The sequence below is a fragment of the Microbacterium sp. PI-SA-G genome, from assembly GCF_057215335.1.
The window spans coordinates 1,179,822-1,193,613 of record NZ_CM170103.1 but is presented as its reverse complement, the minus strand read 5'-3'; the positions used below and the strand labels follow the sequence as shown (position 1 = coordinate 1,193,613).

Genomic DNA, 13,792 nt, shown 5'->3' with positions numbered 1-13,792 from the left:
CGCCGTCAGTACCCGCGGTCGTCAGCGACCGCAGCCGTCAGTGACCGCAGCGGCAGGCGTCGCCTCCTCCGCAGCATCCGCCGGAAGCCTGCGCCGCGCTCGACGCGTGCGCCTGCGAGGACTCCGGCACGTCCATCGCCGGGTTCTGGTCGAGGAATCCGTTCGGCCGGAACGCGAAGCCGGCCCGATCGACGGGCATGATCGGCCAGTCCTCGGGGCGGGGAAAGTGGGTGAGGCCGAAGGTGTGCCACAGCACCAGGTCCTCGCCGTCGATCGAGCGGTCGCCGGCCGAGTACTCCGGCAGCCCCGCGCCGCCCTGATGCGCGTTCGGGTAGCGCCCGGCCGGCCAGATCTGGCCCTGCTCGTGCCGCGTCGCCCACAGGTGCTTCGTCGCGAACGCCGCACGCGCCGCGACCGACGACGCAGGGTCCGCCATCAGCAGCGCGGTCGGCTGCGGGACGAGGTGGTACGCGGTCGGTCGTCCGACGTGGTTCGTGCGCGAAGTGCTCTGCACCTCCCACACTCGGGCGACGGTTGAGTCCGCCTCGCGCTGGGCGGCATGCTCGGTGGCCAGCGTCGTCTCGGACCACGTGAAGGCGTTGCCGAAGGGGTTGTCGGGTCCCATCGGCACCCGTTGCGCGTCGATCTCGACGAGGCGGTTGTCGTCGCCGTCGATCGCGACGTCGAGTCGGGCGCAGAAGAGGTGCTGGTGCACGGGGGCGAACACCCCGGGCGCGAGCTCCGTCGCATGCCTCTGCGGCACCCCGGGCTCGCCGGCGCCGGTGAACACGATGCCGGTGGCCTTGGCGATCACCTCGATCGTGCCGTCGAGGCCGAAGTTCCAGTAGAAGCCGTAGTCGTAGTTGCCGATGGTCGAGAAGTACGAGACCACGAAGCGGCGCGCGCGACGCACGTCGGAGCGGCCCGCGAGGTCGGTGTGCTTCCAGAGGATGCCGTCGTCCTCCTCGTGCATGCAGATCACGTTCGGGATGCGCACCGGGTGACCGTGATCGTCGGCGACATGGCCGTCGAGGTAGCGGATGACGCCGAGGCAGTCGCATCCGAGTTCCAGGTGGTTGGCGTTCTTGCCCAGCAGGTACTCGCCCGCGTCGAAGTAGCTGATCCAGAAGCGGCCGGGTGCCGTGTCGCCGTAGGGCACGACCATCTCGGGCACGCTCCCGCGGCGCAGCACCGAGCGTCCGTCGAAGGTGACGTCGTGCAGGACGAGACCTTCGCGGGCGTTGAAGTCCACCCGCATCGACCAGCCCTCCCACTCGACCAGTGAACCGGTGACGGCGAAGCTCGGTCCCTCGGGCTGGGTGATCTCGATGGGCTTGAGGGTGGTGCGGTGGGCGCCCTGCACCTCGGGGTAGTAGTTGCCGTGGCCGGCGGGAACGGCGACGTCGCCGTGGTCCTCGACGCGGATGACGCTGTTCGTGGTGAGGTCGATGTGCACGATCAGACCCTCGACGGGGTGCGCCCAGGGCGAGTCCGCCTCGTCGTACTTGAGGAACGTGAGCGAGCGGATGACCCGGCGCCCGACCTCGTCGGCGCGTCCGGTGTAGCCGGGGGCGAGCGGCCCGCAGAACGCGAGCGTCATGTGGTCGGAGAGGCCGCGACGGGCCATGGCGGCCTGCCACTCGGGCGAAGCCTTCGCGATCGCCTCGGCGCGCTCGTACTCCTCGAACAGGTACTGCGGCTGGCCGTAGGGCGGGGCATCGTTCGGCACGCGTGCGGTGCGGACGACCTCGCCGCGGGTGATCGAGACGATCACCTCGGTGGCGACTCCGGTCGCGGTGTCGAGCAGGGTCACGTCGACGCGCCGGTCTATCGCCTGCCCCGGGCGCCACGCGGCGAGCTCCTCGCGCGTCGGCTCGTCGGGCAGCAGCATCGGCACGCGCACCGTCTCGCCCAGCAGACCCCCGGCGTCGAGCACGGCGCGTGCGGCAGCGATCTCCTGGCCCGTGAGCGGGTCGTGGGGGTGGGGCGTGGCGATCTTCTCGATCGTGATGGGCTGCGGGGCGGGGTGGGACATCGTCGACCTCACTATTTTCGAGCGAACGCTCAATAAACGGGTTGGCACGATGCTACGACGGAACCGCGTCGGTCACAAGGGGTGATCGGCGGCGTCGGGGTGCGAGAAGGCTCAGGCGCGCCAGGGGGCGATGATGCTGTCGAGCACCGCGAGATGCGCCGCCGCCGGCTGTGCCTCGGTGACCTCGACGATCTGCTGTCCGTAGGTGATCGCCCGCAGCAGTGCCATGGTCGCCTCCTGAGGGGTGTCATCGCGCAGCTCGCCGTCGGTGACCGCCTCGTCGAGGGCTGAGCGGATGCTGTCCTGCCAGGTCGCGAGGGTCGGGGCGCCGGCATCCGGCATCGACGCCAGCGTGGCGATGCGGCCCCAGAAGCCGACCACGACGCGCGCTTCGGTGCGGGTGCGCTCGTCGACGGGCAGCACCTCGCGCATCAGGGCGTGCAGGCGGGGGAGTCCGCGCAGGCCTGTCGTCGCCTCGGCGATGCGAGCATCGGTGCGGCGGGTCACCTCGGCGGCGGCGGCGCGCACCACGTCGTCGAATCCGTCGAAGTAGTGCCAGAGGGCGCCGGTGGCCACGCCAAGTTCCGCGGCGACGGCGCGTGAGGTGACGTTCTCGTGGCCGTCGCGGGCGGCGACGGTCAGCAGCGCCTCGGCGATCTGCCGGCGGCGCGCGTCATGGTCGACGATGCGGGGCATGTGCCTATCCTCCCGCATCGACGGCGGCTCTCGCTATTTTGAGCGGTCGATCAATATAATCCAGACATGACCGAACCGGCGATGGTGCTGATGACCGCGAGCGCGATCGTCGCCGCCGTCTGCTGTCTCCGAGCCGGCCGCACGGTGCCGTGGCAGGGGCGGCAGTGCGTGATCGTGATGGCGATCGTCATGGTCGCCCTCGGGGGCGCCGTAAGCCACACCGGTGCCGACCCCGGCGCCGCGCTGATCGCGGGAACGGTGCTGGTCGGGTCCGCGATGCTCGGCACGATGGGGCTGCGAGGACGGCGCTCCGTGCGCGACTGCTGTCACCGGGCGCTGGGCTCGCTCGTGATGGGCGTGTGTGCGTTCGCCGGTGCCGTCCACGGCGGAGACGCGGCAGGTGGTTCAACGAGCCCAGTGTCCGTGCATCCCGGACACGGCGCCCAGCTGGCGAGCGATCCGCTGACCGTGCTGGCGACGGCCGGCGTCGTGCTGCTCGTCGGATGGAACGTGTACGACAGACTCCGGCCCCACGCGCGACGGGGCGCGTCGCGCCTCCTCGCCGTCGAGTCGTGGGCGATGACGGCGGGGGTCGTGGTCATGTGGGCGGCGCACTGACCGGATCGCCTCGGGGCTGACATCCCTCCGGTACCGTGGCGGCATGCCCCTCGCTCTCATCACCGGTGCCGCGCGGGCGAACAGCATCGCCGCCGGCATCGTCCCGCGTCTGCGCGCCGCCGGCTGGACCGTCGTCACCAGCGATCTGCACGACGCCGACCACCCGGCCGATCTCTCGACCGTCGACGGGCCGGAGGCGCTGATCGCCGAGGTCACGCGCGACCACGGCACGATCTCGGCGCTGATCCTCAGCCATGCGCACGACGTCGAGTCCGGCATCCTCGACACGACGGCCGAGAGTTTCGATCGACACGTCGCCGTCAACGCCCGCGCGAGCCTGCTGATGATCGCGGCGTTCGCGCGCCAGGTGGGCGACGACGGTGGGGCGATCCTGGCGCTCACCAGCGACCACGTGACCGGCAACCTGCCGTACGGGGCCTCGAAGGGCGCACTCGACCGACTCGTGATCTCGGCGGCGCGTGAACTCGGACCCCGACGGATCTCGGCGAACGTGCTCAACCCCGGCCCGATCGACACCGGGTGGATGGACGACGAGACCCGCAGCGCGCTGGGGGAGATGACCCCGCTCGGTCGCCTCGGCCGTCCCGCCGATGTCGCCGCGGTGGTGGAGTTCCTGATCTCGGACGAAGGGCGCTGGATCTCGGGTCAGCTGCTCAAGAGCGACGGGGCGTTCTCGGCGGCGTACTGATGTCGCCGTGGCCCCGGGCGGCCGGCCGCACGAAGAACCATGCGGCGACAGCGGCCACGAGGGCGGCCGCTGTCATCGTCACAGCCATGGTCACGGCATCGGTGCCGCCGACTCCGGCCGCCAGCGGCGCGATCACCGGACCGAAGAGGAACGTGGCCATCCCGAGCACCGCCGAGGCCGTACCCGCTCTCGCGCGGTGATGCGCGAGAGCGAGGGTCTGGCCGTTCGGGCCCCCGATGCCGGAGCACAGCATGAAGCCGACCAGCGCCGCGACGACACCCGTGACGCCCGTGCCCAGGAGCGCCAGCAGGAGGAACGCCACGGTCGCGCCGAGAGACAAAGTGATGCCGCCGAGATACACCTGCAAGGGCCCCCACCTCCCGACCACGAGCCGACTCGCCTGACTGCCGATGATGCTCGCCAGTGCGCCGGCCGCGAAAGCAAGGCTGAACCCCTGCGGCGACAGGCCGAACTCGTCTTGCAGCACGAACGACGACATCGACAGGTAGGTGAAGAAGGCGACACCGCCGCCGGCGGCCGCGCAGAGCACCGCGACGAACAGGCGGTCTCCGAGCACTGCGCCCGCATGCCCGGCGAGAACGCGTACCCCGCCACCGTGCCGTGCCGCCGCAGGCAGCGTCTCCGGCAGTGCGAAGACGACCACGAGGAGCAGGGCGGCACCGACGGCCGCCAGGACCCAGAAGATCCCTCGCCAGTCCATGAGGAGGGCGAGCTGGCCACCGACCACCGGAGCGATGATCGGAGCCGTGCCCGACACGAGGAACAGCAGCGACAACATCCGTGACAGCTCGACGCCCTCGAACTGATCACGGGCGATCGCGAGGCAGATCACGATGCCGGCGCTTCCGGCGAGCCCCTGCAGGAATCGTGCCAGCAGGAGCAGCTCGATGCTGGGAGCCATCGCACAGAGGGCGGAGAGCACGGCGAACGCGACGACGCCCACCATCAGCGGCAGTCGACGACCATAGCGATCGCTCAACGGCCCGGCGATCAGCTGCCCCAGTCCGAGGCCGATCATGCACGCCGACATCGTCGCCTGTCCGAGTGCCGCAGTGGTGTCGAGGGATGCAGCGAGTTGGGGCAGCTGCGGCAGGTAGAGATCCATCGACAGCGGCCCGAAAGCTTCGAGCAGCCCCAGCACGAGCATGGCGCGCAGGGTGCTCATCCGCGGACGCGGAGGTTCGGCGGGGTCCGGCACCAGATGCGGGATGCTCATCCTTCGAGGCGAAGTGTCCGGCGCAACCAGCTCTCGCGCGCGGCGTTGGCGGCCCGAGAGACCGTGGCGTCGGCAGAGAAGCCGGAGAAGCCGTGGTACCCGCCGGCCCAGACATGCAGCTCGGCCTGACCGCCCGTGGACCAGATCCGCAGCGCGTACTCGACCGCCTCATCGCGGAACGTCTCGGCGGCACCCACCTCGATGAACGCCGGTGCGAGCCCGCCGAGATCGCTGGCACGTGCCGGCGACGCGTACGGCGAGAGGGAGTCACTGAAACGGTCCGAACCGGCGATGGCATCCCAGGCCGTGTCGTTGTTGTGGCGGTCCCAGGCACCGAAGCCGTCGTACTGACGTGTCGACACCGTCTCGTTGCGATCGTCGAGCATGGGGCACCCCAGCAGCTGACCGGCCAGGCGAGGGCCACCCCGATCGCGCGTCAGCAGGGCCACTGCGGCGGAGAGGCCCCCGCCGGCGCTCACGCCGGACGCGATGATGCGGCCGGGGTCGATCCCGAGCTCATCGGCATGCGCCGACATCCACTCGAGCGCGGCGTAGCAGTCCTCCGCCTGTGCGGGACCGGGATGCTCGGGCGCGAGACGGTACTCGACCGCGACGCCGACCACGCCGTGCCGTTCGGCCAGGTCGATGAGATCGCCTGTGCCGAAGAATCGCGTGCCGAGAACCATGCCGCCACCGTGGATCGAGAGCACCGCCGGGGCCGGTCGTGTGGCACTCCGGGTCGGGCGCACGATCGTGATCTCGACGTCTGGGGCGCCGGCGGGGCCGGGGATGAGTCGGTCCTCCCAGGTCACGGCCCGGCCCTCGGCCTGCGTCTGCATCGGCGGGATCAGGGTGGCGAAGTGGTCGCGGTTCGCCCGGATGGTGTCGGATCGCAGCGGGATGATCTCGACGAGGTCGACGAAGGCGTCGAGTCCCGCCACGAGTTCCGGGTCGTACGGCACGGGGTCGTAGGGCTGACCGTGTGTCGCAGGCTCTGCGACGCTCATGGCCGGACGCCCCAGACCCGGCGCAGCCAGGAGGCGCGTGCCGCAAGGGCTGCGCGCGATATCTCCGCCTCCGGCATGTACATGTCGAAGCCGTGCGCGCCGCCGGCCCAGACATGCAATTCCGCCTGGCCTCCGGTGGCCCAGATACGCGAGGCATACGTGGTGTCCTCATCGCGGAAGGCCTCGGCTTCTCCGACTTCGATGTAGGCGGGCGGAAGGCCCGAGACGTCGGCTGCCCTGGTCGGTGCGGCATAAGCGGGCGCGTCCGAACTGAACGCCAGCTCATCGCCGAGCACACACGACCACGCGAGCAGGTTCATCTCGCGTTGCCACGTTCCGATGCCGTCGTACTGACGGCTGGACACGGTCGTGTTGGTGTTGTCGATCATCGGGCACAGCAGCAGCTGTCCGGCCATCACGGGCCCGCGGCGGTCCCGCGCCATCAATGCCACCGCGGCGGTGAGCCCGCCGCCCGCACTTCCGCCCCCGACGACGATGAGGTTCCGGTCGATGCCGAGCTCTGGCGCGTGTTCGCTCACCCAGACGAACGCGGCGTAGCAGTCCTCGACTCCCGCCGGAAACGGGTGTTCCGGGGCGAGGCGGTACTCGACGTTCACCGCGACGACGCGGTGCGAGTCGACGATGTCGACCACGCGACCGGTCTCCCAGGAGCGATGGCCCACGATCATGCCACCGCCGTGGATGTTGACGAAACCGGGGAGCACCTCCTCCGCGCTGCCGCGCGGTCGGAAGATCGTGATCTCGAGGTCGGGGGCGCCGGAGGGGCCGGGTATCAGACGGTGCTCTGCGTCGATCGCGCGTCCGGCGATCACGGTCTCATCGTCCGGGAACATTCGGTCCGTGTGCTCGCGGGGGAGGGTCTTGCGCGTGAGTGCGGGCTGAGGGTTCTTCGCCATCTCGTCGAGCACCATCAGCACCTCGGGATCAAAGGGAACCGGGGCCACCGTGGGGTGACCGGCGGCGGTGGCGCGTGCGACAGAGCGTGCGGTGCGGGTCATGGTTTCTCCTCGGTGATCTAATGGCGGCTCGGATGCGGGGTGTCTCACGGTCCCTCCGGATCGACGACGTCGCGGTCTGCCCAGAAGGGCTCGACGAGGCGGCGGAGGACGTCGGCACCGATGCGCTCGGCGAGCGCGACGGCGTCGAGGTTGTCCTGCAGCTGCTGCACGCTCGACGCCCCGAACAACGTCGTGGTCAACGCCGGGTGCGTCAGCGTGAAGGCGATGCCCAGCTGGGCGGGTGTCGTCTCGAGTGAGGTCGCCAGGGCGGTGAACGCCGGGACATCGTCGATGATGCGTTCGCGGATGTCACCAGGATCGCGCCCGATCTGTCGGCGTCCGTCGACCTTGCCCGCGAGGACGCCGCCTTCGAGGCAGTCGGAAGCCTGCAGCGTGACGCCCTGCTCCCAGAGACGCGCGAAGGGCTCGCCCTCGGGAATCGAGCGCCGCGACACGCTGTATTTCAGCTGCGCGATCTGCGGACCTGCCACGCCCTCATCCGCGGCGATGTCGATCAGCTGCTGAATGCTGCTGGCCGACCAGTTGTTCACGCCCCAGGCGCGGATGAGTCCGGCATCCGTGAGACCCGACAGGTCGAGCACCAGCTCGCGCAGGTCGAGGTCGGTGCGGCGCAGGTCTCCGAGGATGACCAGATCGGCGTGCGCGACACCGACGCGCATCAAGGCGTTCTCGAGCTGCGGTCTGAACCCGTCCGCGCCGAACGCCTCCAGCCAGAGCTTTGAGGAGAGCAGCCATTCGTCGCGATGCAGCCCGGCCGCCCGGACCATCCCCGCGAAGATAACGTCCGTGAAGACCGGCGGCGCACCCGGCGCCGAGTACACGCCGACATCGAACAGGTTCACGCCGCTCTCCACGGCTTCGCGCAGCAGGGTGACGGCGTCGGCGAAGTCCATCCGGTCGTACGTGTGCCACGAGCCGAGGGAAAGCAACGACGATCGCATGCCGCTGCGGCCGATCTCGCGCTGAGGGAGGGGAAAAGTCATGGCGGTCCTCACAGTCTCGGGTCGATGACGGCCTTGACCTCATCGAGATGGTGCATGCGGGCGATCTTCGACGACGCCTCGGAGAGTCCGACGGGCGCACTGAAGAGTTCGTCCCACGGATAGCGGCCGGCGAAGGCGGTGAAGAAGTCGATCGCCCTCGCGTAGTCCGAGATGTCGCCGTTCAGGGAGCCGACGACGGTGAGCTCTTTGCCCATGATCGCGCTCAGGGCGATGCCGTCACCGGTGGGGCCGGTGGAGCCGACCACGACCACCGTTCCCCGTTGCGCCGCCATGCCGATGGCGTCGGGGCCGACGCTGGGAGCCCCCGCGAAGTCGAAGACGTGATCGGCTCCCCGGCCCGCGGTCAGCTCCTGGACCTGCGCGACCACGGGGCCGTCACGGAAGTCGACGACGGCGTCGGCTCCGAAGCGGGCGGCGAGTTCGAGCCGAGACGCAGGTGCCCCGACCGTGATCACCTGACCGGCGCCGGCAATCTTGGCCACCGACGTGGCGAAGATGCCGAGGGCCCCGGATCCCTGCACGACCACGGTCGACCCGGGACGGATCCGACCGCCGCGCTCGAACGCACGCAGCACCGTCTTGGCCGCGCATCCGGCCATCGACGCCCAGGTGTCCTTGACGATTGCGGGAAGCAGCAGTTTGGCCGCCCCGGGTGTCACGTAGGCGTACTCCGACAGGCCGGCGGTGGCGAACGGCGAGACGTCGGCGCGCTGCAGGAACCCATAGCCTCGGCGGGAGCAGGCGACGGGCTCTCTCAGCACGACGCAGCCGAAGCACTCGCCGCACGTGGATTCGGACCATCCGATCCGATCGCCGGGCGAAAGAGGCCGCCCGAGAGCATCGCGCGTGTCAGGGCCGGTGGCCACGATCTCGCCGACCATCTCGTGCCCGAGCACCATCGGCAGCATGCCGGGAAACGTCATCCGCCCTTCCCAGATCTCGATGTCGGTGCCGCAGAGAGTCGTGCACGAGATGCGGACGAGAGCCGCGCCCTGCTCGATCTCCGCGGGGAGCGGAAGGTCCTGCAGGGTGAGCTCCTCGCCGTGTGCGGTGAGCACGGCGGCGCGAGTCGTGGTGGGGATCGAGGGGAGTGTCGTGGTCATGGCATCTGTCTCCTGAGGTTCAGACCAGGAGCTGTCCGCCGTCGACGGCGACGGAGACTCCGGTGATGTGGTCGGCGGCGGCGCTCGCGAGGAAGAGCACCAGGGGTGCGACCTGGTCGACCTCGGCGATGGATCCCAGGGGGATGCGAGACTCCCAGGCCGCACGGGCCTGCGCGTCGGATGCGAGACCGGCGGTGAGCGGTGTCAGCACGGGGCCCGGTGCGACGGCGTTGACGCGCACGCCGGCCGCGGCGAGCTCGACGGCCGCGGTCCGCGTGAGTGCGTCGACAGCGGCCTTCGTGGCTTCATAGTGGCCGAGGCCGGGAGTGGGCTGCCGTGCGCCGATCGACGAGATGTTCACGATCGCGCCGTGCCCCGCCTCGGCGAGCAGCGCGCCGAACACGCGCAGCATGAGGAACGTGCCTCGCACGTTGACGCGCAGGGCCGCATCGACGACATCGACAGGGACCTGCTGCAGTGTTCCGCCGCCGCCGACGATGCCGGCATTGTTCACCACGACGTCGAGGCCGCCAGCGCCGCGGATCTGCTCGGCGGCGGCCAGCACCGAGGCCTCGTCGGCGATGTCGAGAGTGAGGGCAGTGGCACCGATCTCGGCGGCTACGGAGGCTGCGGCCTCCGCGTTCACGTCGCCGATGATCACCTCTGCGCCTTCTGCGCGGAATGCCTCGGCGATGCCTCGACCGAGACCGGATGCGCCCCCGGTCACCAGGATGCGGCGGGTGGATGCTGTCATGGTCGTCCTCGCTGACGGATGTGCTGACGGATGTGCTGTCGGATGCGCTGTCGGGTGTGATCTGGCGTTCTCTCCGTTATATTCCACAAGCATAGAAAAACACAACCCCGCATCTACTGAAGGAGCGCGCATGAGCAACCTGGAGCACTTCCGTAAGCCGCTGCACTCGGGCGGGACCCCGGTGCCACCGCTCGCGCTGGGGTCATGGAACACCTGGGATCGGATGACGCCGGATGAGGCGGTGGCCGTCATCCGCCGCGCCGTCGACCTCGACGCCGCCTTCTTCGACGTGGCGTACTACAACATGGGCCCGCATTCCGAGAACTCCACGACCGACATCCTCTTCGGTCGCGCGCTGCGACGGAGCGGTGTCGACCGCGATGACGTCGTCGTGTGCGGCAAGCTGTGGTTGTGGGATTGGCCCGCCCAGGGGTTTCGCGCTCAGATCGAGGAGTCTCTCGAGCGCGCGGGCCTCGACCGCTTCGACACGCTGGTGGTGGGGGACTACATCGCCCCGCCCGACATCCCGAGGCTCGTCGCCGACGTCGATGATCTGATCGACGCGGGCCTGGTGGACTCGTGGGGGATCAACAACTGGCGGATCGAGCACACGCGGGAGGCTCTCGATGAGGCACGAGCGCACGGCGTGCGCGGGCCCGTGTTCGCGCAGCTCAAATACGGCATCGCGCGGCGGGCGATGGCCGAGGGTGACGCCTACGGTCCGTTGTTCGCGGACGGCACGCTGACGCTGCAGGCCTCGGATGTGTTCGAGGGTGGCATCCTCGCCACCGGGCGCGTGCCGCAGCGCAAGATCGGTGCCGATGTCGGAGGCATCCGAGACCGGATCATGGCGATGTACCCCACGGTGGAGCGCGTCGCCACCGAGTTCGGGGTGAGCCCGGCAGCCCTCGGGATCGCGTTCTGCCTGTCGAATCCTGCGACCGCGAACGTCCTGGTCGGCGTATCACGGATCGAGCAGCTGGAGCAGAATCACGCCGCGCTGACGCTCGCTCGCGACCACGCGGATGACGTGCGCGCAGCGCTTCGCGAGTGCTGGGTCGACCGTGAAGTCCGGGCTGACGGGACCTGGTGACCAGCTCGACGTCCGGTCAGTGCATGCCGCCGAACTCGATCAGTGCCACGCCCACGGCGATCAGTGCGACGCCGACCGCCATCATCGCTGAGAAGTGATCCTTGAAGATCACGCGGCCGAGCACAGCGGTGACCGCCACGCCGGCGGCTGCCCAGATCCCGTAGGCGACACCCACCGGCATCCCCATCGCGAGAATCGTCCCGAGCAGCGTGAACGCCACGAGATAGCCGACGACGATGACCGGTATCCAACGCCGCCGGCGCAGTCCCTCCGACGCTCGCAGGCTCAGGGTCGCTGTGACTTCGCTCGCGATCGCCAGGGCGAGCAACACCCAGGTCATGACGCCACCTCTGTCGCGGTCGCGCGTGTGTGAGATCCGAGTTCGACGAGGAGCACGCCGACCACGATCACGCCGACCCCCACGATCTGGACGGGGCCGAGGAGTTCACCGAACAGGAGTGACCCGAGCACCGCGGTGAGCACCACGCCGATGGCCGACCAGATGCCGTAGGCGACGCCCACCGGCATGCCGCGATCCAGCACGACCGACAGCAGCCACAGCGATCCCGTGTACCCGATCACCACGACGATCAGCCAGAGCGGATGCGTGAAGCCCTCGGCCGCACGCAGCGCGAGAGTCGCCGACACCTCGAGGGCGATGGCGACGAGCAGCGGCGGCCAGGCGGAGCGTCGTGGAGAGTCGGTCATCGTGCGCCTTTCGGGCGAGCTTCGCGGGAGAACACGTGGGGGAGAACGTGCGGACCTCGGGGCTGATTCCCACTCCGGCGAAGATCGCTCTTGCGCTCTTTTTCCACGCATGTAGACTAACCCTCACGACACATCGATGTGGCGTCGATCGGGCTCCCGATCCCGGCACGTCGATCTCCTTCACCATCCCTGCACCCGAGAGAAGGAACCATGAAACGAATGCCCCTCGCGCTCGCCGCAGCGGTGGCCGCGACCCTCGCGCTCACCGCCTGCAGCGGAGGCGCTGCTCCCGACGCCACAGACGGCAGTGCCGGAGAAGGCCCCGACGCTCTGAATGTCGGGAACTTCCTCGATGTCACTTCGTGGGATCCCTCCCTGGCCGACATCGGTTTCGACGGCCCCTACCTCTCCGCGGTGTATGACGCCCTGATCGCGCTCGACAAGGACGGCAAGCCGATCCCGTCGCTGGCGACCGAATGGACCGTCGCCGAGGATGACCTCAGCATCGACCTCGACCTTCGCACCGATGCCGTGTTCAGCGACGGCACTCCGGTCGACGCCGACGCCGTTGTCACGAGCCTCGAATACCTTCAGGCCGGCGCGCGTTCCGGTGAGGCCTACCTGAACGTCTCGGCGTTCGAGAAGGTCGACGACGACACCGTCCGCATCGTGCTGACGCAGCGGGATGACACGATCCTGTACTTCATGGGCCTCGGACGCAGCTACGTCATGTCGCCGGCATCCATCGAGTCCGACTCGCTGGGCGCGGAGCCGATCGGATCCGGACCGTACGTGCTCGACAGCACGACGAGCGTCGCCGGCGCGGAATACCATTTCACCAAGGTCGACGATCACTGGGATTCGGAGACCTACCCGTTCGCCGAGCTCTCGATCTTCCCGATCACCGATGCCACGGCTCGCCACAACGCGATGCTCAGCGGGCAGATCAACGTGCAATACGGAGATGTCGCCAATCTCGAACAGGCCGATCAGCAGGGGTGGAACGTCGCTCAGCGCGTCTCCGGCTGGGCCGGCCTCGTCATCACCGACCACACCGGCGCCAAGAGCGAGCCCCTCGGAAAGCTCGAGGTCCGTCAGGCATTGAACTACGCCTTCGACGGCGCGGCCGTGCTCGATGCGGTCGGGAGCGGGGCGGGCGTCGCGACCAACCAGGTGTTCCCTGACGGCGGCGGGGTCAACGATCCCGCGTTGAACGACGCCTACGCCTACAACATGGACAAGGCCAAGAAGCTGCTGGCAGACGCCGGCTATCCCGACGGCTTCGCGATCTCGATGCCCATGTCGCCGATCTTCGAGATGTGGAAGCCCTCGGCCGAGCAGGCGCTCAACGAGCTCGGCATCACCGTCACCTGGGACAACATGCAGATGCCGGACTACCAGCTCAATGCACCGAACTACCCGATGTTCATCTCGTTCCTCGCGATGGACGGCAACGACGTCGCCAGCGTCAGCCGTCAGGTCACGAGCGTTCAGTGGTTCAACCCCGAACCCGACTACGCGTCGAACGATGTCATCGCGCCTCTTGTCGAGAAGGTGCAGACAGAGCGCGGCGACGCTCAGACCGACGCGGTCAAGGAGCTGAACCAGGCGCTCGTCGATCAGGCGTGGTGGTCGGTCTGGTACCAGGCGAACAACACCTACTACACGGCGGCGGGCATCGAGCTGCAGCCGGTCGTGGGGATGATGTTCCCCACTCTGCGGTACATCACCCGGGGCTGACGCCCGGCCGGGGCGGTCGCTCGTCGACCGCCCCGGCGCCCATTCCTC

The 13,792-nt window shown here is 69.2% G+C and carries 14 protein-coding genes; 4 read left to right on the top strand and 10 right to left on the bottom strand.

Going from position 1 to position 13,792, the window contains the following annotated elements; translation table 11 throughout:
• Window positions 1-37: 37 nt before the first annotated feature.
• Both AC2D10_RS05925 and AC2D10_RS05920 read right to left on the bottom strand, forming a co-directional pair.
• On the bottom strand, window positions 38-2,035 hold the full coding sequence (locus tag AC2D10_RS05925; protein ID WP_484711082.1) for a primary-amine oxidase: 1,998 nt from the start codon (window positions 2,033-2,035) through the stop codon (window positions 38-40).
• A gap of 111 nt (window positions 2,036-2,146) precedes the next feature.
• Entirely contained in the window at window positions 2,147-2,731 is a 585-nt protein-coding gene (locus AC2D10_RS05920; protein WP_484711080.1) for a TetR/AcrR family transcriptional regulator, read from the bottom strand.
• Between the two features lie 66 nt (window positions 2,732-2,797).
• Between AC2D10_RS05920 and AC2D10_RS05915 the strand changes: the two genes are divergently transcribed.
• Complete coding sequence (locus tag AC2D10_RS05915; RefSeq protein ID WP_484711079.1) at window positions 2,798-3,349, top strand: hypothetical protein; 552 nt, start codon at window positions 2,798-2,800, stop codon at window positions 3,347-3,349.
• 43 nt (window positions 3,350-3,392) lie between these two features.
• Window positions 3,393-4,058: an SDR family oxidoreductase gene (locus AC2D10_RS05910; protein ID WP_484711078.1), complete on the top strand. Its 666-nt coding sequence runs from the start codon at window positions 3,393-3,395 to the stop codon at window positions 4,056-4,058.
• Here AC2D10_RS05910 and AC2D10_RS05905 read toward each other — a convergent pair.
• The 6 genes from AC2D10_RS05905 to AC2D10_RS05880 are packed head-to-tail and all read right to left on the bottom strand — an operon-like array spanning window position 4,024 to window position 10,203.
• Window positions 4,024-5,295, bottom strand: a complete 1,272-nt coding sequence (locus AC2D10_RS05905) for a multidrug effflux MFS transporter (protein WP_484711077.1) — start codon at window positions 5,293-5,295, stop codon at window positions 4,024-4,026. The genes AC2D10_RS05910 and AC2D10_RS05905 overlap by 35 nt on opposite strands.
• Window positions 5,292-6,302: an alpha/beta hydrolase gene (locus AC2D10_RS05900; protein ID WP_484711076.1), complete on the bottom strand. Its 1,011-nt coding sequence runs from the start codon at window positions 6,300-6,302 to the stop codon at window positions 5,292-5,294. Before AC2D10_RS05900 ends, AC2D10_RS05905 begins: the two co-directional genes overlap by 4 nt.
• Entirely contained in the window at window positions 6,299-7,321 is a 1,023-nt protein-coding gene (locus AC2D10_RS05895) for an alpha/beta hydrolase (RefSeq protein ID WP_484711074.1), read from the bottom strand. Before AC2D10_RS05895 ends, AC2D10_RS05900 begins: the two co-directional genes overlap by 4 nt.
• A 44-nt stretch (window positions 7,322-7,365) precedes the next feature.
• Entirely contained in the window at window positions 7,366-8,325 is a 960-nt protein-coding gene (locus tag AC2D10_RS05890) for an aldo/keto reductase (RefSeq protein ID WP_484711073.1), read from the bottom strand.
• Window positions 8,326-8,333: 8 nt separating this feature from the next.
• Entirely contained in the window at window positions 8,334-9,449 is a 1,116-nt protein-coding gene (locus AC2D10_RS05885; RefSeq protein WP_484711072.1) for a zinc-binding dehydrogenase, read from the bottom strand.
• A gap of 19 nt (window positions 9,450-9,468) precedes the next feature.
• Window positions 9,469-10,203 carry an SDR family NAD(P)-dependent oxidoreductase gene (locus AC2D10_RS05880; RefSeq protein ID WP_484711071.1) on the bottom strand — a complete coding sequence of 245 codons (735 nt, stop codon included), beginning with the start codon at window positions 10,201-10,203 and terminating at the stop codon, window positions 9,469-9,471.
• A gap of 130 nt (window positions 10,204-10,333) precedes the next feature.
• On the opposite strand from AC2D10_RS05880, the gene AC2D10_RS05875 reads away from it, so the two are divergent.
• The gene (locus AC2D10_RS05875) at window positions 10,334-11,296 is read left to right on the top strand and encodes an aldo/keto reductase (RefSeq protein ID WP_484711070.1); all 963 of its coding nucleotides are present in this window, start codon (window positions 10,334-10,336) and stop codon (window positions 11,294-11,296) included.
• Window positions 11,297-11,312: 16 nt separating this feature from the next.
• Here the strand turns inward: AC2D10_RS05875 and AC2D10_RS05870 are convergent, their stop codons facing one another.
• Entirely contained in the window at window positions 11,313-11,636 is a 324-nt protein-coding gene (locus tag AC2D10_RS05870; protein WP_484711069.1) for a DMT family transporter, read from the bottom strand.
• Window positions 11,633-12,004: a DMT family transporter gene (locus AC2D10_RS05865; protein WP_484711068.1), complete on the bottom strand. Its 372-nt coding sequence runs from the start codon at window positions 12,002-12,004 to the stop codon at window positions 11,633-11,635. Before AC2D10_RS05865 ends, AC2D10_RS05870 begins: the two co-directional genes overlap by 4 nt.
• A gap of 210 nt (window positions 12,005-12,214) precedes the next feature.
• Here AC2D10_RS05865 and AC2D10_RS05860 point away from each other — a divergent pair, with 210 nt between their 5' ends.
• Entirely contained in the window at window positions 12,215-13,744 is a 1,530-nt protein-coding gene (locus tag AC2D10_RS05860; protein WP_484711067.1) for an ABC transporter substrate-binding protein, read from the top strand.
• The last annotated feature ends 48 nt before the right edge of the window (window positions 13,745-13,792 follow it).

Bases quoted from the DNA above. Each gene is read 5' to 3' on its own strand.
- AC2D10_RS05925 (WP_484711082.1), bottom strand. From the start codon at position 2,035: ATGTCCCACCCCGCCCCGCAGCCCATCACGATCGAGAAGATCGCCACG.
- AC2D10_RS05920 (WP_484711080.1), bottom strand. From the start codon at position 2,731: ATGCCCCGCATCGTCGACCATGACGCGCGCCGCCGGCAGATCGCCGAG.
- AC2D10_RS05915 (WP_484711079.1), top strand. From the start codon at position 2,798: ATGACCGAACCGGCGATGGTGCTGATGACCGCGAGCGCGATCGTCGCC.
- AC2D10_RS05910 (WP_484711078.1), top strand. From the start codon at position 3,393: ATGCCCCTCGCTCTCATCACCGGTGCCGCGCGGGCGAACAGCATCGCC.
- AC2D10_RS05905 (WP_484711077.1), bottom strand. From the start codon at position 5,295: ATGAGCATCCCGCATCTGGTGCCGGACCCCGCCGAACCTCCGCGTCCG.
- AC2D10_RS05900 (WP_484711076.1), bottom strand. From the start codon at position 6,302: ATGAGCGTCGCAGAGCCTGCGACACACGGTCAGCCCTACGACCCCGTG.
- AC2D10_RS05895 (WP_484711074.1), bottom strand. From the start codon at position 7,321: ATGACCCGCACCGCACGCTCTGTCGCACGCGCCACCGCCGCCGGTCAC.
- AC2D10_RS05890 (WP_484711073.1), bottom strand. From the start codon at position 8,325: ATGACTTTTCCCCTCCCTCAGCGCGAGATCGGCCGCAGCGGCATGCGA.
- AC2D10_RS05885 (WP_484711072.1), bottom strand. From the start codon at position 9,449: ATGACCACGACACTCCCCTCGATCCCCACCACGACTCGCGCCGCCGTG.
- AC2D10_RS05880 (WP_484711071.1), bottom strand. From the start codon at position 10,203: ATGACAGCATCCACCCGCCGCATCCTGGTGACCGGGGGCGCATCCGGT.
- AC2D10_RS05875 (WP_484711070.1), top strand. From the start codon at position 10,334: ATGAGCAACCTGGAGCACTTCCGTAAGCCGCTGCACTCGGGCGGGACC.
- AC2D10_RS05870 (WP_484711069.1), bottom strand. From the start codon at position 11,636: ATGACCTGGGTGTTGCTCGCCCTGGCGATCGCGAGCGAAGTCACAGCG.
- AC2D10_RS05865 (WP_484711068.1), bottom strand. From the start codon at position 12,004: ATGACCGACTCTCCACGACGCTCCGCCTGGCCGCCGCTGCTCGTCGCC.
- AC2D10_RS05860 (WP_484711067.1), top strand. From the start codon at position 12,215: ATGAAACGAATGCCCCTCGCGCTCGCCGCAGCGGTGGCCGCGACCCTC.